We start from the raw sequence: 24,121 nt of genomic DNA on the forward strand, positions 1-24,121 counted from the left end.
GATTTGAAACTGGTGGAACGATTAGCGACCGTCTGGGGTGCGCAGACCGATCCACTTGTCCTTGACCGCATTGTAATGCTCTTCAGGTCTGTATTTCGTCACCTGAAGAGCGAGACGATCGACCGAAAGGCGACCGACCGCCGAGAGAATGGCATAGCTCGCCACCACCAAATCGCGTTCGGAACTGGCCTGGTTGATCTTGGCAGTGATCAGGGTGGCTTGGGCATTGAGAACGTCGAGCGTGGTGCGCTGGCCGACATTGCGCTCCTCGATGACGCCGCTCAAGGCAAGTTGCGCGGCGGCGATCACCTGCCTGTTGGCCACCACGGTTTGCTGGGCGGCAGTATATTGCGTCCACGCCGAGGTCACGGCTTGCCGCACGGTGTCGCGGCTGACATCGACCTCGATCCGCGCCTGGCTGAGTGATTCCTTATTCTGGCGCACCGTCGCCGAGTTCCGGCCGCCCGAATAGATCGGTATAGTCAGTGTGGCACCGATGCTGGCCGAATTGGTTGTGCCATCCTGCGCCGAATCGGGAACGCCCAGACCCGCCCTCGTGTCGCGATAGGTGCTGGAAACGCCGGCGGAAGCCGAGACCTGCGGCAGCAGCGCGCCTTCGGACGATTTCACCGAAAATGCCGCCGCGTCGACCAGATGCTGGGTGGCGAGGATGGCGGGGTGCTCAATGGATGCAATCGCGATTGCCGCGTCGAGGTTTGAAGGCAACAGCTTCGACAGCGGCGAAGCGGCCCTGAGTCTGCCCGGCTCGTCGCCGACGATCTGGCGATAAGTCGCAGCGCTCGCCAGCGCCTGCGCGCGGGCCGCGGCCAGTTCCGCCACGGCGGAGGAGCGCTCGGCGTCGGCCTGCGCCACGTCGGTGCGGGTGCCTTCGCCGACCTCGAAGCGCGAGCGCGCCGCGCGCGCCTGCTCGGTCAGGAATTGCAGGTTCTGCTCGGTCAGCACCGCCACTTGCCGATCGCGAATCACGTCCATGTAGGCGCTTGCCGCGTTGAACAAGATATTCTCTTCGGTGTTGCGCAGGCTCTCGACCGAGGCGCGGACTCGCGATTCAGCGGCGGCGACGTTGTTCTTGGTCTGAAAGCCGTCGAACAGGGTCTGGTCGATCTGGACGCCAAAGTTACCCGTGGTCAAGTTGACGCTTTGGTTCAAGCGAGTGTTGCGGCTGCTGGAGTAGTCGATGCTCGCGGAACCGGTGATGGTTGGGCGCCAGCCGGACTTGGCGATGGCGACGCCCTCATCGGTGACGCGGACGCCGGCGCGGGCCGAATTGAGTGAAGAATTGTTCTGGTAGGCTTTTGAAAGTGCACCAAGGATGGTTTCCGCCGAGGCGGCCAGCGGAGAAAGCGCGGTCGCGGAAACAAGGACGGCGGCAAAAAGACTCTTGCGTAAAGACGGCACGTTATTCCCTCATTCGTTTTGCATGGGAACCGCACCGCGCCGGCTTCTCTCATTCGAGCAGCCGGCGCGGTGTGTTTCAGGTTCCCTGCTGTCAGCCCCCAAGAGTACCCCAGTCATGCGGATCAGCAACGATTGTTCAAGCGCAAGCGAACATGACAACGCCTCTGCTGCAAGCCAAAATCATTCAGAACTCAAACGCACGGATACGTTCAAATCCCGGTAGTGGCTTAATTGCCGCATTAAATGCGCCTCTTCCGGTTACACCCCCCCCTGTCTTAAGAAACAATCGGGCCACACCCGAATTCCCCTGCCCTTCGACGGCGACGAGACGGCCGCCCTCCGCAAGCTGGTCGAGCAGCGATGCCGGCACTTTCTCCACGCTGCCGCCGATGAAAATAACATCGTAGGGCGCCTCCGCGGCATGGCCTTCCGGCAGCGATCCCTTGACCACGCTGACGTTGTCGCAGCCCAGCGCCGAAAGCGTCGACATGGCGGTCTCGGCCAATGCCGGATCGCTTTCCAGCGCGACGACCGACTTTGCCAGCCGCGACAGGATCGCCGCCGCATAGCCGGTGCCGCAGCCGACATCGAGCGCCGAATCGCCAGGGCCGATCTCGGCCAATTGCATCAGCTTGGCCAGCGGCGAAGGCTCCATGAGATAGCGTGGGCCATCCGCTCCATTGGCAATGCGGATGTCTTCGTCGATATAGGCTAGATCGCGCTGGCCGGGGGCGACAAAGGCCTCGCGCGGCACGACGAGCATCGCGTCGAGCAACGGCGCGCTGGTCACGTCGGTGGTGCGGATCTGGCCATCGACCATTTTCACCCGGCGTTCGGCAAAATCAGCGCTCATATCCCAACCAATCTGCCCAAAACCAATCTGCTCGCCGCGCCGGGGCCGCGGCTCATTTCGACCGGAACTCGAGCCCCCTGGCGCTGGTGCGCGGGAGCTTGGGCAATTGGAGGCCTCGCCCGGAATCGAACCGGGGTGCAAGGATTTGCAGTCCTCTGCGTAACCACTCCGCCACGAGGCCTCATTGCTCCCGGCGTTCCACCCGGTTCCAATAGGTTGCGGCGAAAATGCCGTCAAGCGGCCATGGTGCATTCCGGACGGTTTCCTCTGGGCCATGATGCCACGTGTCGAATCGTCGACACGCATGCTGCAATTAATACATTAGTTAACCGTTAAGTATCGAATATGGCAAAGAGAAGCCCAGGGCCTGGACTTACGTCGGGTAAGCAGAAGGCTCCGCCATTCTGAAGGAGAATTGCGAGGGCCGGGAAAGCGCTCCGGGCATTAGCCGGGTCGAGTCGGGCTGGAAAGACGCGCCCCTCACAGAGGCTTGCCACGTCGTCAGTTCGGCCGCCGCCGCCGCTCCCACCACACGACGAGCCGGCGCCGATGGCGGCGCACCAAGGCAAACTCGTAGGAGAGCACCAGCAATCCGATCGGAATCATCCAGAAGCCCAGGATCGGCAGGAAGCCGAGAATGCCGCCGAAGATCAGCACGACGCCGATCGCAATCCTGAGGCCGCGCGAGCGCGGCATGGTGAATTGACGGCCGAAGACCGATATTTTCCGTGCCGGTGGATGGTTGTGGCTTGCTGCGCTCATGTCTGGTTGGTGGTCCGTTCGGGCAAAGTAAAAGCACCAACTGACGAATGCCGCAACCACCTTTTCGGTTCCGCGCAGCCCGTCAGACGGCTCATATGAGGACGCGCGCACATGATTGCGAGAAGTCGTCGCGCGAAAAAGCGCCGAAAAATACGAAATGCTTCTTTGCAAAGCCGAAACGGGTTTGCTATAGGCTGCGCCACTCACATGAGAGCGTCTGTTCCCCGGTAGCTCAGTGGTAGAGCAACCGGCTGTTAACCGGTTGGTCGCTGGTTCGAATCCGGCCCGGGGAGCCAACATTTCCAAAGACTTAGCTGCCGTTCAATAGCTCTCGCCACAAGGCGAAACGTCGCCAGGGCAACACTTGGGGCAACAATGAGAGAGCAGCGGCCATTCTACCGAGTCTTCACTATCACTAAGCAGGAAGCAGCGGTTCAACAGATCGAAGCCGCGATTGCTGCATTCCATGCTGGGCAGTTTGCCGCCGCGGTAACCTTGGCTGGTGCAGCGGAAGGTATGGCGCCGGAGAAACCGGGAGGCCTTTGGGCAATCCTTCGCGATAATCCGAATCGTCCGATGCCAGAAAGCAAGGAGTGGATCGGCCGTCTCAACGAAACGCGCGACTGGCTTAAGCATACGAGGCCGCCCGAGACGAGAGCCTTAATCGCCTTTGAAACCGGATTGTCGATCCTGCGAGCGATGGACAAATGGGAGCCCTGGACCGGCCCAATGAACGAATTCAAAGATCTCTGGTTCTCATCCCCGATGCTGCTTCGACCCGAGGACTATTCCCCCGAAGCTTGAGCACTCCTTGCATTTCCGCGCCGTCCTGCGACTATCGGCGGGGCCACGCGACATGGATGCGACATAAAAAGACCGGCGACACCGGTCGTTCATGGCGCATGTCGCGACCACACCAACCACTTGTTTAATCTTTTTGTTGACTTATATGGCAACACTTGATGAGTTATGTCAGAAGGGGGCGTTGGTCAGGATCGAACTGGCCTTGTCTCCTCGTGAGTTCGAAGACCGAGTTTTTTATGCTTACCCCGATTTTCGCGATTGGCTTTTCGGCCCTGTTAAGAAAGCCAAGCCCCTTGATAGGTTCAACCTTGCTCCTCGCTTCCAGGCCCATGCTCTGCTGCATGACTTCGTGGTTGGGAAACCGCTGCGCGTGGGCCGCGCGTTCAAGAGAATGCGCCCCCATGAGCATGACGTATTCGAGCTCGTTACGCCTGATTTGAGGATCTTTGGCTGGTTTCCAAAGAAAGATGCCTTCATCGCTGTAGCAGGTGACTTCATGGAGAAAACCCACGGCCACGATTTGTATGAGGGCTACCGCAACAAGGTTGTTCGAGAGCGGGAGCGTATTGAACTTGATGAACCCAAATGGCTTCTTGGAGCAAGCGAAGATGACGTCATTTCGTTTTGAGCTCGACCCGAAGGAGGAGGCGGCGGCTACCTTCGTATCGGAAACCGGTCGTGACTTGCAGCAGGCCTTGATTGATAGGAAGCAAATCCGAAAACTTACGCAGCAGGAAATGGCAGGCACGCTTGGCGTCGGCAGGTCCCGCGTGAACAGGTGCTTTTCCGGATTCGCCAATCTAAGCTTGGCGAGTCTGGCTGAACTTTGCTGGGCGATGGATGTTAAACCACACATCGTGTTTGAACAGCTTCTCGATCCAAAAATTGGAAACCATGTGCCTGTTCCGGCCGCTGTTGTCCGCAACATAGCCGTCGGGCAGCCGACAATAGTGGCGGCGCCCGCCAATATCGGTAGCAGCGCGTATACCCGCTCACCAACTTCGTTCACGAGCACCACCACGGTCACCGTTTCTCGATGACCGCGATCGCAAAAGTCACATCAGTCGTTTTTGCAGATGATGTACGCCGTGAGGTTTCGGGCAAGGATATTCTGATCGGTGTCTTTGGCGGCGACGTTATGGTTCCCGCACTCCCTACTCCTATGCAGATCGCGCTTTGGGTCCAAATGGACGTGAAGGGGAAAAGTGTCGCGGTCGAGGTTGAGATCACTATGCCAAACGGCGCACCCGATGGGGTAAGTGTACGTTTTGATCTGCAGGGTGAAATGGATGGGTCTGCGTCCATCAGCACGCCTCCGATCGGGACTATTGTGACCAGCGAGGGAGACATAGTCGTGCGCTTCAGAATGGCCGACGGAAAGGACACCTTCACTGAGGTAGCGCGGAAAAAGATCCGAGTCGCAGTTCCATCACCAACCTGACAGCCCGCCACCGTGAGGCAGCGGGCTTACCAAATCCAGATGCAGTATTAGTTGATGGTGCCGCTTGGCGTCAGGCCGAGCGATTCATTGGAAACTGTGCGCTTCTCGACCGTCGCATGTGACATGGCCATCAGCGTTTCGAATGTGACGACGAATTTGGCTACGACGTTCAGTTGCGTCTCGCCGGTGTAGGTATCCCGCTGTTTCGCGTAGTAGGTGACGCGGAATAGGTTCGGTGACAGTTCTTCCATATCGCCAACGCCGGAGACGAATATGTCAAGGATTGCGATGGGCTCGCAAAGTGGTAGAGGTGCGGTGCTCATATTCCCCGTTCCCTCTTCCAGTCCATCTGATTTTGCTGCGACCGGGTTCTGACAAAATTCCTGATCGTTTGGAAATCTTCCCCTCGGGCACACATCTCTTTGACTGCGGCGATGATCGCGATCATTTCTACCCTCAATCGGTGCGCCTCTTCCGGCGCCAGATCCAGCAGCATTGCATCGAGACTGGTCTTCTCCCGCATAGCTGGAATCGCGTCAGCGACAGACGACGCGGCGGTCGCGTCGATGATCGTAAAGGCTGCCGCTGCGGCGGCGGTGGAAGCAGCCGCGAGGCCAAGCAGAAGGCGACGGCGGTTGATATCGGGCATGCCTTCGGCGGCTGCCCGAACAGTGGTGTTCGGCATTTGGAATTCCCCCGGAACTGTGCTATTTGCACACTGTGTAATTTACACATGTGGAATTAGCACACAGGAGACTATGTGACAAGCGCACAGATGAGAGCCGCCCGCGCCTTAGTGAATTGGAGCGTCCGCGACCTTTCAGAACGGTCGGGCGTTCACCGGAATACGATCACCAATTTCGAGACCGGCAAGTCCGGAGGCGATCCAGACACGCTTGCTAAACTTCAACGAGCGCTCGAAGCCGCTGGCGTCGAGTTCATCCCCGAAAACGGCAGCGGCGCTGGCGTGAGGCTTGCGAAGCCGAAGTCGCCGGGTGTCGTGCCGGTCGGGGGTTAAGTATTTTGCCTCAGCCTCTTCGCCGCCCCGATGCCCCTATTGATTGGAGCGTCTTGGCCGTTGCCAATCATCCCATCCTTACATCCGGCGTTGGGGCCTGCATTCTCGCGATGGCATCGACAGAAGCTGCCATGGGCGTCTTCCTAGCGGCCATTCGATGGCAGCACGCGCCCAAGGCAGTCGAGGCATGGTCGAAGCTCCGGACCGTGCGAGGAAAGATCGATCTGATAGAGGCCGAAGCATCTCTATCCAGCAAAGCGCACAAAGTTCTGGCGGTCCAGACCATGGACAAGTTCATTTCCATATCGAGACGCCGAAACAAGCTCGCCCACGGGTTCTTCGGCATTGTGACTGATCGGGAAAACCAGTTCGCGTGGAGAGAGGGGGCTTCCGCAGGGCGGCGCATGGCGGCCGGATTAGCGACCTCGAGCATGCGCGAAACGCCAAAGCCACCCACTTGGATTTATACCCCACGTGACTTTTCTTCGCTTGCCCAAGACTGCGGAGACACCTTCGCTCTGATCTCTAAGATGGTCGATATTTTGCCAATCATGCATGCCTTTCAGGACGAACCGATCTGACGCAGCCCTCGGGCGGTAACGGCGCCCATCACTGCGAACGCTCGACTGCAAATGTTGGCGCGTCATCGTTCTCGCCGGCCTGGTGAAATTCGGCGAGGGCTTCGTTGACAGCCTGCTTCCCGAGCTTCGGGCGGACAGTCGGGGTTAACCAGCTCGCAAAGGACGGTGGCAGCATCTCGCAGAACCCCCCTTATCTCATCCGGCGTCAGCTGCTCGAGACATCTCGCGGCTTCCAGAAGATCAACGACAAGATCATCGGCATGCGCGGGCACGTGCGGCATTTTGAAAACCCCAATGTGGACGGCAGATTAGACGCACTAACATAAAGGTTTGGCAATCAACCGACGGTCGCGCTTTTGAACGGGCTACAGCAGCACGTGTGCTCATGGCGCGAACAGACGGCAGCGCGTAGGTCTTCCGCGATCACGGAAGTTACATGAGTCGGCAAGGTCGGTACTTTCCAACGGCGGACCCCAATCCGCCAGGCCGGCGCCCTACAGGCAATCTACCCCAACGCCCCCCAAGCGGCGCCGGCCACCCCCTAGTCTGGCGTTGCCAATCAGCAATCTTCGGTCGTCTTCTTCATTTGGCCGGGGGCGGCGGTCTTGGCGTCCGTGTCCTGCTGACCAGGTGCGGCCTCCTGCGCGCTGCCGGTCTGCTGGCCAGGTGCGCAATCCTTGGCAGAGTTCGGGTTCGTGCCGCTGGTGGTGGTGGTGGTGTCAGTTCCCTGATCGGTTGTAGTGGTTGTGGAATTGGCTCCCTGATCGGTGGTGGGCGTGGTCGTAGTCGTGGTCGTGGAGGTTCCACCCGAAGTTCCGCTCGTCGTCTGGGCAAAGGAAAGCCCGGCGGAAAGCGCCAACACGGCCGAGGCTAAAAGGATTCGTTTCATGTTCTTTCTCCTGTCTCAAAGCGCACGACGCGCTCAGAAACCAACACGCGCACAGAAGGAATGTTCCAGTGAGAACATCATGACTGAGGGCGTGGTTGAATTACTCGTCTTCGTCTATTTCTTTGGCCTCATCCCATCGAAGCAGCCATGCATAGCGCTGCGGCTTCCATGGTGGATATGGGCACGCTGAGCGCGGCATGCCTAGGCAATAGGCGTCGACGCCTTCGTCTCGAGGGTCGATCTTATGCTCTATGGCTGATTCCATGGCCATAATGGTGCACGACGGGAGCACGTCGGCAACTTTTAGCCATCCCTTCCCTGATCTACGGCCGCGCGATGCCACTACCTCTCATCCCAAAAATCCTGCAGCGAGGCGTGCCGAAGGTCTTCCTCGCCCCTGAGATGCTTCACGCGGGCTTTGATCCCCGGCTTGACCCATTGCGTTGCCGGCCGCCTTGGCATGTCCTTTGGCGGTGGCCCGGCATGTTCCTGGACGCGCTTCCACAGCCGCTCCCGCATCTCGCGATTGACACTCACGAACGCGCTGCCGACATATTTCCGGGTGCCTGGGTCAGCCATCAGAGCAAACGCTGGCTTGCCTCTCTCACGTTCAACTCCGAGAAGTTCAAAATCGCTTTCAGTGAAGGATTTTGTCTTCAGCCAATTGGTGGTCGGGCCGCTGCGGTATTTGCTGTCTCGACGCTTGGATACCATCCCTTCCAGGCCCGCCGCGTCGATCAGATGATAGATCGCGTTGGCTTCGCCTGGCATTGTCTCGCTGAACTGGATGCGACTGTCGGACCCTATAAGACCGGCCAAGATTTCCCGTCTGTCCTCCAGCACCATGTCGCGCAGGTCGTGGCCGTTAAGGTGCAGCAGATCGAAGGCGACGAAATAGAGGTCGTGCTGGCGCCTGGTGATTGCCTTGCGCAAAGCGGCAAAATCCGAAAGGCCAGCCTCATTCAAGACGACGACTTCGCCGTCAATGATGGCATTCTCGACGTCCAGCGTTCGCGCCGCCGCAGCTAGATCGCGGTACTTCGATGTCCAGTCGAGTCCGCGGCGGGTGAAGATCCGCACACAGTCGGCGTCGATGATGATCTGGGAGCGGTAGCCGTCGAACTTGACCTCGTGGGACCACGCGTCGCCCTGGGGCGGCTTGGAAACCAAGGTAGGCATCATCGGCGGAATGAACTCGAGCCGGCCGACGCCGGTACTTACAATTTTACGCACTTATTCGATTCTAGGCATCAGGCTTATATTAGCCAGAGTGAACGGAACGTGATTCTGGCCAGCCATCGCAACAAAACCTGCCGCGCTCGCGTTGCGAGGCATGGAAGCTCACGACAACACTCAGAATGCCTGGGCCGCCCTCAAGCTGGTGCGTATGGCTATTGAGGAGACCTGCCCTGCTGGCGTGTTGCCGAGCGAGGACGCGGTCCTGCTGCTCTATGGTCCCGAGCCGGTCCATGAGGGCGAAGCGCTCGCCAAAGCCATCATTGAGACGGTGGAAAAGCTGAATCGTTGAACGCTACCCACCGCTCAGTGCGCTTGGTGCGGACCGAGCCGCTATACCTGCCACCACGCCAGCGCAAGCACGATCCCAATTGCACCAATGAGGACAATTGTCCCGATGAGCCAACGGTGCTTCGCCGAGATCCGGCGGCGAGGCTGGGATGCTGGTGCGTAGGCGCTGTAGATGCGCCGACCGTCCTCTTCAAAGCGGTCGCTATTTGGGTAAGCCTTCTTTGGCTTGCGTCGCGGTCGAAGTATTCGCATGGCACCAGCCCCTCCCTCGAGCATGCTATCCTGTTGCTGCTTGCTCGTCACAGGGCCCCGTTGCAATGGCGCTGGCGGATTGGCCTGCCGATGATGCCTTTTTCCGCTGCTTGGTCGCGTTCATCTGCTTGCCGCGATGCTGATTGCAGTGCCAGCAGGCGGCGGCCAAGTTCTTGAGATCGTCCTTGCCGCCTTTCATCTTGGCCTTCAAGTGCTCGATGGTCAGTGCCAGTTCGCCGGTCTTGGTAAACTCGCGGTCACAGTAGAAGCATCTCCCGCCCTGACGCCTATAAAGCTCGCGTCGTGCAAATGCTCGGTACTGCGGATCCCTCAGTGTCGGCATGTTTCCCCCCGCGAAAAAAGGACCATGCCAGCGAAGAAACGTCAATACTTCCATTAGAGGATGCTTGACTAATCTGCCGGCCGCGACGCATTCTCCCCATCGGGAGAATGGGCGTGGGCAAGGCCTACCGGGCAGACAATCGCTATAACCGCCGCCGTAGGGACGGTGGGCGCCGTCGCACCTGGTTTTACCGAGCAAAGATTGCTGCCGGCATCGCGGTGATCGGTGGCCTCCTGGTCCTGCAGTTCGGCCCCGCGCTTATGGACTGCAACGCTCGGTACAACTCCGTTTCACGCTTCTACAGCGTCCCGGGTCAGACTCTCTTGGTCAACCTTGTGAAGGGCAGGCGATGGTTCTGCGATTGAGCCGTTTGCGTTGGTGCCTTTCAGGGGTTGTCCACGATGTCGCCGGCTGAAGAGATGACGGCATCGACCACGAAGGCGTCGCCGGTGAAGGCGCGCTTGAAAATGATTTGCCCAGCCCGCTCGAAGATCGCGATCGAATAAGGCTCGCAGATTGCGCGCGCTATGTCGCGGACGCCGGCAGTCATGTCGATGACTGCACCGTCGATCACGTCGTCAATGTTGATCGTCTGGATTTCGGCCGGATCGAACCCGCCGGCGGCCATGAGTGCTTCCAGGAAATCCGACAGTTGGCGCTGCGTTCCGTCGCCGGATGCGTCAAACAGGCGGCGCTGCGGAACCGCAAAATTGTCCGTCGTGACCACAGTGTTGGTCACACCATCGAAAACATGCCGCCAAGCGGATACTTCGCTCGCCTTGGCAATGGTTCGCGTCAAGCCGGTGTCGAGATTGGTGAAGTAGTAAAGCAACGTGCCTTGGATAAAGAACTCATCGTCAAGACGGTTCGAATCTGGTGGCGACAGGCTGCGCAGCGATGCCGCTGGAATCTGATACGGAACGGCTACGGTCCAGACCACTGCGCCGGTCACGCCATCGATGCGGATGACCTCGAGATTGTCGGTCCACACAATAACGTCGTCGTCATGCCAGACCGCATAGACAGGGGCGTCAACGAAGGTTGCGTGTTCGGTGACGATGGTCGTTAGACCCGACGTGTTAACGGTGTTCCTCCATAGGCTGTTACCGGCGCAAATCCATATGTCAGCGTCGCCATCGCGGATTTCGCCAGGAGCTAAGCATTCCGGCCGGCCGCGAGCGTCCCAAGACGCTCCGGAGATCGACATGCGGGTGATGGAATCGGCCGTGAATGTGTAGATCGACACATATCCGATGTGGAAAGACGAGGCCATCAGGATGCCGGTGCCGCCAATCATCAGGCTGACGGAGGCGTTGACGCTCTGGCCCAGCCCAATGTGAAACATCGCATCGACGGCCTCGGCGACCGATGTGCCGGACACAGGATCGAGGAGAATAGGCCATGCGCCACCCAGGAAGCCGGGTGTTGAGCCGACTGCGAGAAGCCTGTCAATTTCGGGAATATACCGAAAGAGGTTCTCCGCGATGCTGGTATAGGCACGCCCAAGCCCGTTGATCTCGATGGCATAAAGCTCGCGCAGGAACCCGATGGAAAAGCGCCGGATCATGCTGGACGAATCGGAGAAGCCGTAAAAGCTGCTGCTATCCCAATCGACGGCGGCGAACGTGTTGATCGTGTCCGCATAGAAGGTCTGAAAGCTATCGACATCGACCGCGGCAACGCCGTCCTGAATGATTTCGGCCTCAAAGACCGGAGGCGCCCCAAGGCCAACGATATCGAAATTGCTGACGACGAGATCGATGTAGCCGCGATGCGCGCAGACGTTTGTTTCGCCCTCTTCAGCAACCATCGTCGGGTCGCGGCCTTGCGTGCTGCGCCCATCATAGAAGCGGAAGTTCAGCCCCTTTTGCCTGTAGCCCGACGTGCCGTCGTAAATCACCTTGCCGTTCGCATAGAGCTTGCGGAGCGACCACGACGAATCCGGCACAAGCGGGCGAGCAAAGCGCAACCGTGCCGACATCTTGGCCGTGGTTTTGGTGATCGTATCCCAATACTCAATGTGCGTTGACGTGACGGTCAGGATCGGCGGAACCCAGATATAGGCCGCCGGCAGTTTTGCCTTGCCGTACACGACTGGAATGGTCTGACCATAGGCCGATGTCGGAAGCGTGGTCTGGACAGTAGGTACTTCCGGGACAGTAGGCGATGACGGCGTCGGCCAGCCGCCCCATCTTCCAAGCTTAAAAGCCATTCTATTGCCCAGCTCCGATTGCAAATTCGGTGATCAGCGCTGCCGGGTCGTGGGGCTGGCCGACCAAACTTATCTCGTCGATCCTAGTCACTTCCGTCAGGATCTTTATCCCGCAGCGCATCATGTCCCAGGCGGCGCCCTTCGGGCCGAGCGAAAGGCCGGTGAGACAGCCATCGTTGAAAAGCTCGATTGCCTCAATGGCGCCCGGGTTGTCCCATAGCCGGCCAGTGACGAAAAGGCCGCGTTCATCGTCGGAAATGGTCATCCATTCGCCAATTTCCGGGCCTTCATGGTTGCAAAGCATTTTCGGCCGAGTGCCACGCCTTACAAGGTCAGCGAAGGCGCCGGACGCGACGATGTAGCGTCCGCAAAGAACGCCGTAGTTCGATGCGCGGCCGGCGATCATCATCGACATGCCGCTTCCAATTCCCGCTGCAAACCGACGGCCTGCTGAAACGACTGGCTCCAAAGCAGATCGGATGCCAGGGGCGGGTTGGCCGGATTGCAGCCAAGCGGCTCGAACTGAGCCGGTATCGGTGACATTTCCCAAGGATAGAGATTCAAGGCTCGATGCAGGGCGAGATAGTCCCGCGCGCGGTAAGCGTCGATCGCGGCGTTTGTGATCTTGAACGGCTTGCCCTTCGCCCTGCGACGCTTGACCGGCATCATGGTTCTCCAAATTCTTGAAGCGCCCAAGGCGTTTCGCGCACGTCGGTCGGCCGCCAATCGCCGAGAAAGGCAACACCCAGGCGCGTCCAAGCTTCCTTCGCCGCCGCCTGAATATTTCGATCATCCACCAGACCGAACGGCGCCAGATCGCCGAAGAAATCGAAACCGCTGGTGAAGGTTTCCGACCAAGCATCAAGTTCTGCCGTCGAATCCTGTCGCCGCTTGGCAACTCGCCTTTTGACTGGCATCAGAGATCCCTCCGGTTGGACCGCAAGCCTGGTGGCCGTGAGCGGCTGGGAGGAAGGTCAACGTCCAAATCCAATTCCCGAACCAAGCGTGCAAAGCCTGTCCGAGCGTCCTTTTCTATGCCGACTGCAGGGTGCGCCCGGACGTTCTTGCGGTCGTCGGTGGTTGTGATGCCCTCTTTGTCGATGACGGCTCTTGCCTGTTGCGAACGGTCCCACGCTTCGGCCGCGAGCTGCAGGAGCCGAAGGTGATGACCTTCCAGTTCGAAATCGGTGACGACGCTACGCCACCAGGTCTTAGCCTGGTGGCTTAGGTGTTCCGGTGGGTTTGGGCCTCGGCGTTTCATGGCTCAATCATTGGTGTGGGGAAACGGGGGACGCGGCGTTGCGTGTGAATGGGGCGGACCGGTAGCTGATGTTTGTCGGCCAGGGGTTCGACCCTCCCCCCGGTGGTCACGTCTTTATCCATCTGTCTGGCTTTGCCTTGCGTCGCCATTGATCGGCCCCTGTCCGCTCGACAGTGTCAGGATCAAGATCGGTAACCGCTTCGCAGACGCTCTGGAGGAAGAGGGCATCACCGGCATAGCCGTGGAGCAAGACGGTGCGGCGATCCTCGCAGAGCACGACGTCGACTTGGTCGAATGGCAATGGTGCAATCATCATCATTTCGCGTTCTCCAGCTTGTGGGCCTCGCCACGCTTCACTGCGAGCTTCCAGCACCCCGGCGCCGTGCCTGGCTTGACGCCCTTGGTCTCTATTTGGGCGTGCCAAAGCGAACCGTCGTGGGTGGTGAACTGGCCAGGCTGATATTGTTCGGCGTCTTTCCAGACACCGGCATACGGCAACGACGAATTCACTTCCGCTTTGGAAGCGGTAACGTCCCAGAACTTCTTGCCGTCGTCTCCGTGGCGCAGGATTTCGAATAGGCAGTCAGGATTGGCGCCTTCCCGAACGAGCGAAATCTCCTTGCACAGCCATTGATCCTTGAACCGAAAGCCATCGACGACTGATTCCGCACTCCAATCGGTATCAGGCACATCCGCGGACAGCACAGAGAACGCCGAAACCGTTTTCTCTTGGATAAGCGACCATGCAAAATCAGCGGCCGGCGTGTCGAAGAGTGAGGCGCGAACATAGACCAGTCGGTCTGTGCGCCTGATATGGTAGACCTCGCCTATTGGGCCGCCGCTGTCATGCTGCGAAAGCAAGGGAATCGGCAGTTCCGCAACGACGCCGCGACTATTCAGGGACAGCTTGTTTCCTTTGCCACTAGTGCAAGGCTTCGGAGTACTGGCAATGCCATGAATGCGGCGGACGCCTTTGGTCTCGACCGTGACAAAATCCTGTCCGTTGAACGTGTCGGCAGCGGCGTTCGCCTTCTTAGGCGTGGCATACATCGCCTCTAGTTTAGCTTGTTCATCGGCTTCGATCTCGGCCCAGATCTTGGCCATGATTTCATCGTGCGTTCGCATTCACACCCGCTCGCCGTAACGGCGCCGATAGTTGTCCTTCATCAGCTTAACGACCTGGCTGTTGCCTTCGGTCAGGCCTGCGCGCTCCAGCTTGCGAATCCAGAAAAGTTCGTTCGCCTTCCTCTTCTCGTCGTAAAGCCGAACCACCCGAACGGGCTTTGGTTGCGGCCGGACGCTGGTCAGCTTCACAGGCACCGTCTTGGTGGTTGCCGGTGGCCGGCCATAGAGCCCGTTGCGTGTGGCCTTTTGGTTCATCGACATCATTTTGTTGAGCACGTCGGTTCTCCTCTGCTCACTCGGTCCCATTCAAGATTTTCCGCGTCATCGCGATGCCGTGCTGCAGCATGCCTTGGCATCGCCCGGGCAACTTGCTCGGGAGCTTAACGTTCGCCTGAACCGAAGCGGCATAGAACAGCACGCCGACACCGATCAGATCCTCGAGCTCGTCGAGCTTCGTTCCGATGGCATTGCGGTATGCGTCAATCTTCGGCTTGAGAGATGCCAGTTCCGCCTCGAAGGCCGCGCGCTGTCCTTCGAGCGCCTTCATCGCGTCTCGCTCTTTCTGCTGGTAGGGAGCGATCTCTTGGCCGGCCTTGTCGACGTCGGCGCCGGTGATGCTCGGTGGCTGTCCCGGCACTTGGCCAAAGTAGCTACGATGCATCTCACGGTGCCTAGCCTGGGCTGCCTGGAGTTCGGCGACAGCCTCTCGCCACGCCCCCTCGGCTTCAGCGATCGCCGCCGGCTTTGGCGGAATCCTTAGAGCGGCGGCGAAGTCCATTTCCGTTGCCTTTGGTGTGCGTGCGAGCATTGGTTTGTTCCTATTTCTCAGGTTCGAATTTACGCCCGCCGGCGACAGCTTCGGATAACGCGTTAATCAAAATGCGGAGGGCTGCATTGCCTAGGCGCTTTCGGCTGCGGCTGCCGGCCTCGTCTATCGCGCCGGCCTCCAGCATCAGGTTGACCACCAGGTGGTCGATCTCGAGCGGCAGAACGATACCCCCTCTGGCTTCGCGTTCTTTCCGATGCTGCTGGCGCTCGCGGTTGAGGCGCCGGCGGCGCTCGACGCGCTCTTGTGGCGTGCCGATCGGTCGACGCCCGCGACGTCGATCAGACGCGATCTCGTCCGGTGGCGAGTTCCCCGGCACAGTCAGATCGCTCCGTGCCGGCACTGCGCCGCGGGCGGTCGGAACAAATGGGGTCGACGCCGGTTAACAATCGAAGGGACCGCAAACGAAGCGGTATGATGATGATTGAGATTTTTAGCTTCGAACTGGCCAATGCCAGGCTGCGCGTTAAACGGGCCGAGCGCTCGCTGAAGCGTGCGAATGAACTGTTGTTGAACGATGGCTGTGTCGCCGTCAATCTCGCGTTGTGCGACCGCATACGGTCTGAGCAAAAACGCGTCATTGAGGCCAGGGAACGCATGACGAAGATCGATCGGAAGGATTGACCCATGAGGCTCGCGACCCTCCACCTTGAAACTGCGAGATACGGCGACGAATATCGTGCCGCAAGGCTGGCGCGGCTGAGGCAGCAAATGATCCGGCACATCAAACGCGCGGACGCGTCGGCTCAAAAAGTTGAACTGGCGCTGGCAAGGTTGGCCGAAGCAAACACGTTGGGAGACTGGCGAGCGCATCAGTAGGGCCGCGGTCATGAGGCCGTCATGCGGCAACCCGTTTCGCCCGACATCAGGGAACGATATTGCCCACGATGTGTTAGAAACTTATGGACACCATGGAACCCCACGGACGCGGGATGGCTGCCGATACCGCCGAGCAGCGCATCAAACGGGCCGAGCTCGCGCTTGCACGCACAGAAGAAATGATCGCCGAGAATATCGCGCTGCGCAGCAGGATACGCGCGCGACGGTGTCTGGTCGAGGCCGCATACCGCTTGGTGCAGATCGATCCGGCCAGCAATGAAGGTGCCGCCGGCGGTCATCATGCGCCACCGACATCGAGAACACTGCCAATCTCTTCGAACAGCCTTCGAGCCCTGCCATAGTTGGCGTCGTCATTGGTCAGGGATGCTGTGTTGCCGACAAGGCCGTCCAGCCAGTCGAACCAGTAGTTAAGCCTGGCCTTCTCGGCGCCGTTCTTCATCGAGCGCTCGGCCATCGCCAGCATGGCGCCGACGCTCGTCGAGTTCACCCGTTCCTTGCCCCTTTTGCAGGGCTCAAGCGTCGATGACGCCGTTTCAACGGGATCTATTAAAACCGTTTCAACGGGATTTATTAAGGCTTCGCCTAATATATTATACGGCGCATCCGATTGATGTTGTTCAGCTATTTCTGAGAGTCGGTTACCTATGCCGCCACTTTCGGGAACGAACTGGTTACCTATCGGCGCCGAATAGGTAGCAGCTTCGTTACCTGTGTAGGTAACAGGCTGGTTACCCTTGACGGTCTTCATGATGGCCTCGTCCGTCGAATTGTAGATGACGAAGTAGCACCTCGATTTCGGGTTGAGCGGGTTGGCGCGGCCGCCGACGTAGCCACACTCAGCGAGCGTCTTGATAGACCTGGACAAGCTCTTCAGATGGCAGCCAACGAGGCTTGCCAATCGGCCATGGCCGGCGGTGCAGCCGACGCCGTTTTTGCTGAACCGGTCGTGGAAAGAGATCGCCATCAGCACCCGGATGTCGAGCGATGAAAGGCGCTGATCCGCCATGGCGCGCGGCGGATCAGGGCAGAAGACGGGGCCGTTCTTAGACATTCGCACCGCCTTTGCGCCGGCGCGCGTGATGTCGGGCGTGACAGGCCCTGCACCAGAATTTCACGTCCAGGGCATGGCGGTGATCGTCGTGGTGAGCATCAAGCGGCTTCGCTTCACCGCACTTTTCGCAGCACGTGGGCTTCACCAAGATGCCGCGTCGGATTGCACTGGCAACAGCGACGTGCGACCAGCGCTCCAATGGGTGCGCCTCTCTCCACCGCGCTTGCGGGGTAGACCTAGCTAGGGTATTCTTGAAAGTCTCAGATGCTGCCAAGCTTGAGATTTCGGAGCCGGTTCGCGTTTCCAGCGCGGCCGGCTCCTTCGCATTCGAGTGCTCCATCAGCCTGCCCTCGCCATCTTCATGCCGTGGATGCGCAGCACCTCGCAGGCATCCTTGGCGCTGAGGCCAAGGCGCTTGAGCGCCGGCACCGATGGGCCGCGCAGATGGCGTGGCGTCTCGGCGAGGAAGCGCAGGCCGCGTTCAACGTTGTCGGTTTCGAGGTGGTCTTCAGTTTCGGGGCGGCTGGTCATCATGCGGCCACCTCGTCGCGCTGGTCGACGCGGGCCTTCACCCATGCGTCAATCTCGGACTCGACGAATGCGCGGCGGCGTGGGCTCAAAAAGACGGGCTTGGGAAACTTGCCGTCCTTGATCAGTCGGTCGATGTAGTTCCGGCTGTAGTTGATACCCTTGTCGGGCAGTCTGGTGAGCGGGATGAGCGACATGGCTCTAGCGCCTCCTTGCGGTTTCTAGTCACGCAAGGAGGTTGGCCGATACGACCAAACATGTGGGAGTGACGCGTTCGTACTATTTGTCGTCGATTGCGTACCCCCACCGCCCATCGTCGACTACATCTCGGATGATCCGGCTAACATCTTGTGCAAAACCGGCCTCGCCAAAAAGAACATGAACGAACCGGGAGAAGCGCGACCGCTCAGAAGCCGAGACGGTAAACTGTGAATACTCATCGAAGAACCGGGCGCAGAGTTCAACGACAACGCGCTTCTGCCGCGAAGGAGAAGGTCCAGGTGATGTTTCGATGTCGAAGCCCCGCGTTTCCGTTTCGAGCCTTGTCATCAAGGTTTGTATTTCCCAATACAGTTCGTGAAGCTCCCGTTCGCGTTGAAGGCCGGCAATCTCATCGAACTTGCCGTTTTGGTAAGCCAAGTCACTCAGGGCTGCGCCGCCAGTGTGCAATGTTGAAGCTAGGAACCGCGATGCTGCGGCGTTAATTTTATCTATCTCTTTTTTGATCGCGCCAGATGTAGGCGGCTCGCGCTTTCGTAAGAGCTGGGGCGCTGAACCCTTGATCAACTGAAGCTGCAGGATAGCTTCATCATGGCCGCGATCGATGCCCGCGATGTCGGCCAAGTCGCGCACGTCGATGCGCCGAAGGCGACTCAGATCAAGTTCAGCCAATGCTATGCCCTCGCGATGATTGGGATCACGTTATCTGCCCTCTGTGGGCCCACGATGGCCGCCAGGGCGCCCTCCCATCGCGTCAGCGCGTCCCGCTTGACCTTGAGCCGTTCGGACTGGTTGTACGTCCTGACGAGCGCCGTAGGCACATGCCCGATGACGGCCTCGGCTACCTCATCCATTACATCGAGCTCGGACAACCGGGTGCGAACCGTTCGGCGAATGTCGTGGTTGACCCATGCCGGCAGATTGGCGTTGGGATTTTCCTCCCGCATGGCGGCGAGCATGGCTGCATCGATCCGCAGCTTGACCTTGTGGCCGATCGTCACCGGATGCTGTCCGTCGAGCGAGCATAACCAGTTGCACTTTTTGAACCGCGGCAACTTGCCAATGATCTCGATCGCCTCGTCGGTGAGCGGCACGACATGATCGCGGCCGGACTTGAAGCGCGCCGCAGGCACGGTCAAGGTTTTGCGATCGAGGTCGATTTCAGACCATGACGCTTGCGCGATGTCGTTGAGCCGCTGGCCTTGCAACAGCAGAAGCCGGTAGACGGCACACTCAACAGCGCCTAGGCCCTTGGTCGTGCCGTCCGTTGCCTTCCAGAGCGCCCTCACCTCGGCATCGGTCAACACTCTGTTCCGAGAAACCTTCTCGCCGATCGTGGTGCGGACCTTCTTGGCACGGAAAGGCGAGGCGGTAATGAGCTCGTCGTCAACGCACCAGTTGAAAAACGTGCCGATCTTCTGCGCCATGTTCAGGGCCTGCCGGGTCGCTCCGCGCTTGTTGATCTTTGTCAGCACCGCCATCACGTCCGCGCTCTGAATGTCGCCTACGGCCTTCCCTCGCCACGCTGTCAGGCATTCGCGCTTGAAGTCGTTGCGGTCTTCCTCGACCTTCCGGATGCCGTCCCGTCGCCGTGCCGTGATGTAGCGGACAAGCACGCGCTCGAATTGCTTCTTGCGCCGTTCGGCCGCGCCGTTCTCTCGCGCCAGCCGTGCGGCCTCGGCAACTCGCCTTTCCTCGGCCTCTTGTTCTTTCGGATCGATTCCCTTGTCGATAAGGGCTGCCCATTCCCTCGCCTTTTTCCGCGCTTCGTCGAGTGAGATGATGTCGTACTCACCAAGCGCCCTGCGCGCTGGCTGCGCCGCCTTACCAAAGCGGGCAATGTACACGAAGCTAACCTGGCCCGCTTTCATCTTCGAACCGTTCGCAGGCGCCTTATCCGTTACGCGGACGCCCATGTTCGGCACTTGCGCATCCATTATCACGTAGCGCTTGCCAGCATCGGCCGGCTTCAAGGCCTTGAGGCGGACGTCGGTAAGGTTCTCGCGGGGCATTCGGCTCTCCGGGCAACATTGGGGCAACAGGTTTGCCCTGCTGCCTATGTTGCCCTAGTGTGCGCTAGAGCGCAACATGAAAACTGAACGCCTTGGAAAACAAGGATGATTCAGAGGAAGACCAACCGGTAATGGGTTCTGGTTGGCTATCCCTGAGACGGCTGTTAACCGGTTGGTCGCTGGTTCGAATCCGGCCCGGGGAGCCAAATTCCACGCATACCCATTGAAGCTATCAGGAAATGGCAGCCTCCCCGCCGAAGCGGGGTGCGGTGATGCGGTCAGTCGGCATAAAAAGCCCGCGCCGTCGCCGGCACGGGCTCTGTCAACATCTCAGCTCGCCAAATCAGTAGGGCGAATTGCACTGCTGTCGAGGTCCGTAGTTGGGCTGGAACGTATTGTCGGACGCGCGGTAACTGCGGTACCGGTCGTAACACCACTCGACATGGGCGTCGCGACGATTAACACGGTTCTGGTTGTTGTTGATGATCGCACTGCCGATCACCGCGCCGGCGGCGAAGGCAGCCAGCGGGAACCAGTAGTCGCCATGACGGCGATGGCCGCGACGGTACTCACGATAACCGCGATGGCCGTTCCAGTGGGAGCCATCGTGGCGCGAAAATTTGCGGTTTTTGCGGTTGTGGCGCTTCCCCCACGGATTATGGTCAACCGTCTGCACATCAGTCGAAACGGACGGCGCTTGCGGCAGGAATACCTGAGCTGCGTCAGCAGGCACTGCTATGGTGGTCGCGAACGATACCGATAACGCGGCCGCCAGCAAACCCGACATGATCTTGTTCATGATCTCTCCTTAAACGAAAGTTGAGGCTCAGTTCCCTAAAGCGAATGTTACAGGCCACCTTACTATTTCGCCGCCGTTTATCAAAGACAAAAACCGTGAAACCGGGCTAGTCTTGAATAAAGTGGCGAAGTATGGTCAATCGCGATTTAATCCAGTTTAATATAGCCGTCGTAAAACACGAGTCTCGTCCGGCATTACAGCCGAGTGGCCAGATCGTTAGCAGCCGGTATGTCTGAGACCGGCCACGACTCACCGGACAGTCACCGCAAATATGGCGGCGTAGCCTGCTACGAGCGAGCGGATCCTATAGCTTTGGAAAGAAAAATCTCATGACCAAAGTCATGATCGCATATTGGAGCAGCACGGGCGTTCTGCGCCTGTTGTACGCAGCCGGACCCTGATGTATCTCGCCCAGCTCGGGACAGGATCGGAAGCATCGAGGTGCGCCTGCTATGGCTAGACCCGGCGAACTTCCGCGTCACGCCATAATCAATCCGGCGAATTTTGCTACTCTTTCTTCGTGGCGAACCCCAACGCCGCTTGGCCGGCGCCAACCTAGGCAACCCCACCTTCCCCGCCCCCTGCGGCGCCGGCCATCTTTCGCCAGGCACTACATCGGTTAGGCCGTCACGCCACCACGACCGGTTTTCGGTGCCGTCATCCAGGGCATAGCTGCAGAGACGTCCGCTAGGATTTTGGCCGATCTGGCGAAGCCGGCAAAAGCTTCGCGTGCAACTGAAATGGGAACTTGGCTATCATAAGCGCGCTGGCAAGCTCGGAACGCCGTGTCAAAGATTGGCCCTCTACGGTTCTTCGGCCATTCCTCCAGGAACTCGAAAGCATCAGCCAAGCATCCGATTTCCTCCACCATAAACGCCCCTTTCTTGACGAAAACAGGCCGGTCGAAAGTCCTGTCGTTCATTAGAACCTCCATTCAACTGAACGAGTGTTTGAGCTTCCACGAGAGCCGTGAGCGACGGCTGCGGGAAAATATGTGAACAGCACTTTTTGCTGTCAAGGAAGGACATCAATTTGGGGATTGAAGCAAACTCATCGTAAGATTGAGACTGCATGCGGATCTACAGCAGGCTCTCACAACAGCAGAAAGCCCGCGCCCTCGGGGAGAGGACGCGGGCTGATCGGGGCCACCGATCTCGCAGCATTTGTATGAGGGGACAATACGATGCTGCTGGCGTTTAAACTTTCGTGGCGGGACAGTGTTCCATTCTCAAAGGAAAAACCGCAGGCTCATGTTCGGAGATTGGTCGCTGTGGAACGCGTACAGTGCTCCGCCTGGTCAATTCGCCTGGAACAAAATTTCTTGGAGGTGGTTCCCCCCCTGAAGGGACAGACTTTTCGAAGGAGATTATCTCATGAAAAAAGTTCTGATCACCAGTATGCTGGCCATCGGCGTTGGCTGCGGAGCAGCACTTGCTCAGGAACAGCAGCCGGCCGAAATCCAACCGGGCGCCGGCACCGGTTGCGCACCCGGCTCGGCCGATTGTCCGAAGGGCTCGAAGATGGGCGAACAGACCCAGGGCGAGACCGGTACCGCCACCGAGGAGCAGGCTCAAGGCAAAGCGAAGGTGCGGACCGATGAGCAGGCTCAGGGCAAGGCCGGCGCAACCACCGAGCAACAGGCGCAGGACAAGGGGAAGGTCCAGACCGAGCAGCAGACCCAGGGCGAGGCTGGCACCACAACCGAGCAACAGGCGCAGGACAAGGCCAAGGTCCAGACCGAGCAGCAGTCCCAGGGCGAGGCCGGTACCACCACCGAGCAGCAAACCCAGGGCAAGACCTCCACTCAGCAGGATGAGACATCGACCGGCTCGATCGAGAATGTGACCGTTGAACAGAAAACGGAAATCACCCAGGTCCTGAAGGAGGAGAAGGTCGAACCGGTTTCCGACGTCGATTTTGACATCTCCGTGGGCATCGAGGTCCCGCGGCAGAAGGTCAGACTGCATCGTCTGCCACCGCGAATTGTCAAGATCGTCCCGGCTTACGAATCCTACGAGTATTTCGTGTTGGCTGATGGCCGAATCGTCATCGTCGACCCGGATACGCTCAAGATCGTCCTTATTCTGACCTAACGCCTTTGTCGGGCGTGAAGGGGCTCGCCGCACCCGCGGCGGACCCCTCACCATTCATCGTTTGAAGGTGGAGGGCCACTCATCGGACGGCGACAGCCATTTACGTCGCCAATACACCCCGCTGTTCAAGCTGGCGGGCATTTTGCGTGTCGAGGACCCTTCCGGCCGAACCCTCATCGATCATCCCTCGACGGTGCCTTCATCAACCCCGGGCAGGACTTCAGTCTACCGGCTGGCAGACCATGGGCTGGCACAGGCAGTGCTTTGGTCCGGGGCTGCTATCGCAAAAGCCCCCAATAGGGGAGTTTCAGGAACCGGGCTCCGGCAGGCGTCGTTGCGATGCCGACCCCCCTGACAGGAGGCTGCAATGGACCACAGCATTCAGCAGGCACGTTGGCTGCTTTTCCCGGTATTTGGCTTGGTGTTCGGGGTTGCGGCCGTTGGGCTTATTATCGGCTGATGGGACCCGATCGATGAAGGCAACACGCTTGCGCAGCAATGAGTCCCTTCCTGCGCTAGCGAGACCCACCGGTTTCTCCCCTGAGACCGGTGGGCCTTGACATCGCCTTGTGATGGCGGAAGCGTGACAAGTCGGTGCAGCGCACAGAGGATTGGCTCGGAAACAATAGGCATAATGCAGCGCAGACCGTAACGGTTAGAGGATATTTCTAACGTGACATTGGCAAATTTATTGATGACGCCTGTCGTGCGGCGACGAAGGCTTCGCGTCGCCATCTGCCTCACTGCATCGACCTTGGTTCTCGTCATGAGCCCCTACCGTGTGGGACAAGACCGCCTATCCCTGACGCTCAGCCCGCAGGTCGCCTGGGCACAGAATGGTGGCAACGGGAATTCCGGAAACGCTGGAAATTCTGGAAACGCCGGAAACTCCGGGAATGCTGGAAATTCTGGGAACGCTGGAAATTCTGGGAACGCTGGAAATTCTGGAACCCCCGGGAATTCAAACTCCAACGGCGCGGGCAAGGGCAAATCAAAATCACCGAAAGACAATCCCCCCGAAGATGCGGTCACCGCGGTAAACCCCGGCAACAAGCCAAAACTATATATCAATGCGGCCACTGGAGACCGGATCGAAGTGCACGGGCCAAGTGTGGGTGTGGTGCATTCCAACGGGCTCAGCGAGCGCATCGACGGTCGCCATTATGAAATGCGGGATGCCATGGGCCGCACCATCATTCGGCGGCAGGCAACGAACTCCGATCGGGCAAGACTGCTCGCCATGATCGAGTGATGACCAGTTCACGG

The 24,121-nt window shown here is 59.1% G+C and carries 36 protein-coding genes and 2 tRNA genes; 11 read left to right on the top strand and 27 right to left on the bottom strand.

All coding sequences use genetic code 11. The annotated features are described in order from the left end of the window. Positions 1-21 precede the first annotated feature (21 nt). The 4 genes from CIT25_RS16080 to CIT25_RS16095 all read right to left on the bottom strand — a co-directional run bounded on the left by CIT25_RS16080 (position 22) and on the right by CIT25_RS16095 (position 3,034). Entirely contained in the window at positions 22-1,419 is a 1,398-nt protein-coding gene (locus CIT25_RS16080; protein ID WP_095485485.1) for a TolC family outer membrane protein, read from the bottom strand. Positions 1,420-1,603: 184 nt separating this feature from the next. Then, complete coding sequence (locus CIT25_RS16085) at positions 1,604-2,272, bottom strand: protein-L-isoaspartate O-methyltransferase family protein (RefSeq protein ID WP_095485486.1); 669 nt, start codon at positions 2,270-2,272, stop codon at positions 1,604-1,606. A 107-nt stretch (positions 2,273-2,379) separates the two neighbouring features. Further along, positions 2,380-2,453: transfer RNA gene (locus CIT25_RS16090), tRNA-Cys, on the bottom strand. 320 nt (positions 2,454-2,773) lie between these two features. Next, on the bottom strand, positions 2,774-3,034 hold the full coding sequence (locus CIT25_RS16095) for a hypothetical protein (RefSeq protein WP_029353198.1): 261 nt from the start codon (positions 3,032-3,034) through the stop codon (positions 2,774-2,776). A gap of 221 nt (positions 3,035-3,255) precedes the next feature. Between CIT25_RS16095 and CIT25_RS16100 the strand changes: the two genes are divergently transcribed. The 5 genes from CIT25_RS16100 (at position 3,256) to CIT25_RS16120 (ending at position 5,279) form a co-directional block, all read left to right on the top strand. Continuing rightward, a tRNA-Asn gene (locus CIT25_RS16100) sits at positions 3,256-3,330 on the top strand. A gap of 79 nt (positions 3,331-3,409) precedes the next feature. After that, positions 3,410-3,838 carry a hypothetical protein gene (locus CIT25_RS16105; RefSeq protein ID WP_095485487.1) on the top strand — a complete coding sequence of 143 codons (429 nt, stop codon included), beginning with the start codon at positions 3,410-3,412 and terminating at the stop codon, positions 3,836-3,838. 91 nt (positions 3,839-3,929) lie between these two features. Next, a complete protein-coding gene (locus CIT25_RS36270; protein WP_158302558.1) occupies positions 3,930-4,466 on the top strand; it encodes a hypothetical protein in 537 nt (178 codons plus the stop codon). Beyond that, positions 4,447-4,878, top strand: a complete 432-nt coding sequence (locus CIT25_RS16115; protein WP_158302559.1) for a helix-turn-helix domain-containing protein — start codon at positions 4,447-4,449, stop codon at positions 4,876-4,878. Before CIT25_RS36270 ends, CIT25_RS16115 begins: the two co-directional genes overlap by 20 nt. Beyond that, positions 4,875-5,279: a hypothetical protein gene (locus CIT25_RS16120; protein WP_095485490.1), complete on the top strand. Its 405-nt coding sequence runs from the start codon at positions 4,875-4,877 to the stop codon at positions 5,277-5,279. The genes CIT25_RS16115 and CIT25_RS16120 overlap by 4 nt, the downstream gene beginning before the upstream one ends. A 47-nt stretch (positions 5,280-5,326) precedes the next feature. On the opposite strand, the gene CIT25_RS16125 is transcribed toward CIT25_RS16120, so the two are convergent. Then, positions 5,327-5,602 carry a hypothetical protein gene (locus CIT25_RS16125; RefSeq protein WP_095485491.1) on the bottom strand — a complete coding sequence of 92 codons (276 nt, stop codon included), beginning with the start codon at positions 5,600-5,602 and terminating at the stop codon, positions 5,327-5,329. Further along, positions 5,599-5,964 (bottom strand): hypothetical protein, encoded by a 366-nt coding sequence (locus CIT25_RS16130; RefSeq protein ID WP_095485492.1) that lies wholly within the window; start codon positions 5,962-5,964, stop codon positions 5,599-5,601. Before CIT25_RS16130 ends, CIT25_RS16125 begins: the two co-directional genes overlap by 4 nt. Before the next feature lie 75 nt (positions 5,965-6,039). On the opposite strand from CIT25_RS16130, the gene CIT25_RS16135 reads away from it, so the two are divergent. Next, positions 6,040-6,297: a helix-turn-helix domain-containing protein gene (locus CIT25_RS16135; RefSeq protein ID WP_245329861.1), complete on the top strand. Its 258-nt coding sequence runs from the start codon at positions 6,040-6,042 to the stop codon at positions 6,295-6,297. 53 nt (positions 6,298-6,350) lie between these two features. Continuing rightward, positions 6,351-6,878 (top strand): hypothetical protein, encoded by a 528-nt coding sequence (locus CIT25_RS16140; protein ID WP_158302560.1) that lies wholly within the window; start codon positions 6,351-6,353, stop codon positions 6,876-6,878. A 559-nt stretch (positions 6,879-7,437) separates the two neighbouring features. Here the strand turns inward: CIT25_RS16140 and CIT25_RS16150 are convergent. Together CIT25_RS16150 and CIT25_RS16155 are read right to left on the bottom strand one after the other, a co-directional pair. After that, a complete protein-coding gene (locus tag CIT25_RS16150; protein ID WP_095485496.1) occupies positions 7,438-7,767 on the bottom strand; it encodes a hypothetical protein in 330 nt (109 codons plus the stop codon). Positions 7,768-8,109: 342 nt separating this feature from the next. Next, on the bottom strand, positions 8,110-8,949 hold the full coding sequence (locus CIT25_RS16155; RefSeq protein WP_483423519.1) for an ATP-dependent DNA ligase: 840 nt from the start codon (positions 8,947-8,949) through the stop codon (positions 8,110-8,112). Positions 8,950-9,100: 151 nt separating this feature from the next. Between CIT25_RS16155 and CIT25_RS16160 the strand changes: the two genes are divergently transcribed. Continuing rightward, a complete protein-coding gene (locus CIT25_RS16160; protein ID WP_095485497.1) occupies positions 9,101-9,295 on the top strand; it encodes a hypothetical protein in 195 nt (64 codons plus the stop codon). Between the two features lie 276 nt (positions 9,296-9,571). Here CIT25_RS16160 and CIT25_RS16165 read toward each other — a convergent pair whose 3' ends face one another. The 11 genes from CIT25_RS16165 to CIT25_RS16220 form a co-directional block, all read right to left on the bottom strand. Further along, a complete protein-coding gene (locus CIT25_RS16165; RefSeq protein ID WP_095485498.1) occupies positions 9,572-9,943 on the bottom strand; it encodes an HNH endonuclease in 372 nt (123 codons plus the stop codon). A gap of 331 nt (positions 9,944-10,274) precedes the next feature. Continuing rightward, positions 10,275-12,101: a hypothetical protein gene (locus CIT25_RS16175; protein ID WP_158302561.1), complete on the bottom strand. Its 1,827-nt coding sequence runs from the start codon at positions 12,099-12,101 to the stop codon at positions 10,275-10,277. A gap of 1 nt (position 12,102) precedes the next feature. Next, positions 12,103-12,516 (bottom strand): HK97 family phage prohead protease, encoded by a 414-nt coding sequence (locus CIT25_RS16180; protein ID WP_095485501.1) that lies wholly within the window; start codon positions 12,514-12,516, stop codon positions 12,103-12,105. After that, the gene (locus CIT25_RS16185) at positions 12,507-12,767 is read right to left on the bottom strand and encodes a hypothetical protein (protein ID WP_158302562.1); all 261 of its coding nucleotides are present in this window, start codon (positions 12,765-12,767) and stop codon (positions 12,507-12,509) included. The genes CIT25_RS16180 and CIT25_RS16185 overlap by 10 nt, the downstream gene beginning before the upstream one ends. Further along, the gene (locus CIT25_RS16190; protein WP_095485503.1) at positions 12,767-13,018 is read right to left on the bottom strand and encodes a hypothetical protein; all 252 of its coding nucleotides are present in this window, start codon (positions 13,016-13,018) and stop codon (positions 12,767-12,769) included. Before CIT25_RS16190 ends, CIT25_RS16185 begins: the two co-directional genes overlap by 1 nt. Then, positions 13,018-13,362 carry a P27 family phage terminase small subunit gene (locus CIT25_RS16195; RefSeq protein WP_095485504.1) on the bottom strand — a complete coding sequence of 115 codons (345 nt, stop codon included), beginning with the start codon at positions 13,360-13,362 and terminating at the stop codon, positions 13,018-13,020. Before CIT25_RS16195 ends, CIT25_RS16190 begins: the two co-directional genes overlap by 1 nt. Before the next feature lie 106 nt (positions 13,363-13,468). Next, the gene (locus CIT25_RS16200; RefSeq protein ID WP_158302563.1) at positions 13,469-13,681 is read right to left on the bottom strand and encodes a hypothetical protein; all 213 of its coding nucleotides are present in this window, start codon (positions 13,679-13,681) and stop codon (positions 13,469-13,471) included. Continuing rightward, positions 13,678-14,466: an HK97 family phage prohead protease gene (locus CIT25_RS16205; protein ID WP_158302564.1), complete on the bottom strand. Its 789-nt coding sequence runs from the start codon at positions 14,464-14,466 to the stop codon at positions 13,678-13,680. Before CIT25_RS16205 ends, CIT25_RS16200 begins: the two co-directional genes overlap by 4 nt. Before the next feature lie 21 nt (positions 14,467-14,487). After that, positions 14,488-14,763, bottom strand: coding sequence for a hypothetical protein (locus CIT25_RS16210; protein ID WP_095485507.1), 276 nt, complete (start codon positions 14,761-14,763; stop codon positions 14,488-14,490). Positions 14,764-14,779: 16 nt separating this feature from the next. Next, entirely contained in the window at positions 14,780-15,265 is a 486-nt protein-coding gene (locus CIT25_RS16215; RefSeq protein ID WP_158302565.1) for a hypothetical protein, read from the bottom strand. 40 nt (positions 15,266-15,305) lie between these two features. Beyond that, positions 15,306-15,632 carry a hypothetical protein gene (locus CIT25_RS16220; protein WP_158302566.1) on the bottom strand — a complete coding sequence of 109 codons (327 nt, stop codon included), beginning with the start codon at positions 15,630-15,632 and terminating at the stop codon, positions 15,306-15,308. 98 nt (positions 15,633-15,730) lie between these two features. Between CIT25_RS16220 and CIT25_RS16225 the strand changes: the two genes are divergently transcribed. After that, positions 15,731-15,937: a hypothetical protein gene (locus CIT25_RS16225; RefSeq protein ID WP_245329862.1), complete on the top strand. Its 207-nt coding sequence runs from the start codon at positions 15,731-15,733 to the stop codon at positions 15,935-15,937. Between the two features lie 203 nt (positions 15,938-16,140). Here the strand turns inward: CIT25_RS16225 and CIT25_RS16235 are convergent, their stop codons facing one another. The 8 genes from CIT25_RS16235 to CIT25_RS16275 form a co-directional block, all read right to left on the bottom strand. Then, positions 16,141-16,434 (bottom strand): hypothetical protein, encoded by a 294-nt coding sequence (locus tag CIT25_RS16235; RefSeq protein WP_095485511.1) that lies wholly within the window; start codon positions 16,432-16,434, stop codon positions 16,141-16,143. Beyond that, a complete protein-coding gene (locus tag CIT25_RS16240; RefSeq protein WP_158302567.1) occupies positions 16,431-17,159 on the bottom strand; it encodes a helix-turn-helix domain-containing protein in 729 nt (242 codons plus the stop codon). Before CIT25_RS16240 ends, CIT25_RS16235 begins: the two co-directional genes overlap by 4 nt. Before the next feature lie 384 nt (positions 17,160-17,543). After that, positions 17,544-17,738, bottom strand: coding sequence for a hypothetical protein (locus CIT25_RS16245; RefSeq protein WP_158302568.1), 195 nt, complete (start codon positions 17,736-17,738; stop codon positions 17,544-17,546). Beyond that, on the bottom strand, positions 17,735-17,929 hold the full coding sequence (locus CIT25_RS16250; protein ID WP_095485514.1) for a helix-turn-helix transcriptional regulator: 195 nt from the start codon (positions 17,927-17,929) through the stop codon (positions 17,735-17,737). The genes CIT25_RS16245 and CIT25_RS16250 overlap by 4 nt, the downstream gene beginning before the upstream one ends. Positions 17,930-18,011: 82 nt before the next feature. Then, positions 18,012-18,623, bottom strand: a complete 612-nt coding sequence (locus tag CIT25_RS16255; RefSeq protein WP_095485515.1) for a hypothetical protein — start codon at positions 18,621-18,623, stop codon at positions 18,012-18,014. A gap of 2 nt (positions 18,624-18,625) precedes the next feature. Beyond that, positions 18,626-19,963: a tyrosine-type recombinase/integrase gene (locus CIT25_RS16260; protein ID WP_095485516.1), complete on the bottom strand. Its 1,338-nt coding sequence runs from the start codon at positions 19,961-19,963 to the stop codon at positions 18,626-18,628. A 343-nt stretch (positions 19,964-20,306) separates the two neighbouring features. Continuing rightward, on the bottom strand, positions 20,307-20,762 hold the full coding sequence (locus CIT25_RS16270; RefSeq protein WP_095485517.1) for a BA14K family protein: 456 nt from the start codon (positions 20,760-20,762) through the stop codon (positions 20,307-20,309). Between the two features lie 619 nt (positions 20,763-21,381). Then, the gene (locus CIT25_RS16275; RefSeq protein ID WP_095485598.1) at positions 21,382-21,684 is read right to left on the bottom strand and encodes a DUF982 domain-containing protein; all 303 of its coding nucleotides are present in this window, start codon (positions 21,682-21,684) and stop codon (positions 21,382-21,384) included. A 451-nt stretch (positions 21,685-22,135) separates the two neighbouring features. Here CIT25_RS16275 and CIT25_RS16280 point away from each other — a divergent pair, with 451 nt between their 5' ends. Both CIT25_RS16280 and CIT25_RS36275 read left to right on the top strand, forming a co-directional pair. Next, on the top strand, positions 22,136-22,855 hold the full coding sequence (locus CIT25_RS16280; protein WP_095485518.1) for a DUF1236 domain-containing protein: 720 nt from the start codon (positions 22,136-22,138) through the stop codon (positions 22,853-22,855). 673 nt (positions 22,856-23,528) lie between these two features. Further along, a complete protein-coding gene (locus tag CIT25_RS36275; RefSeq protein ID WP_127294148.1) occupies positions 23,529-24,107 on the top strand; it encodes a hypothetical protein in 579 nt (192 codons plus the stop codon). Positions 24,108-24,121 lie beyond the last annotated feature (14 nt).

Origin of the sequence: Mesorhizobium mediterraneum (genome assembly GCF_002284565.1) — a bacterium.
Taxonomy (GTDB): Bacteria; Pseudomonadota; Alphaproteobacteria; order Rhizobiales; family Rhizobiaceae; genus Mesorhizobium; species Mesorhizobium mediterraneum.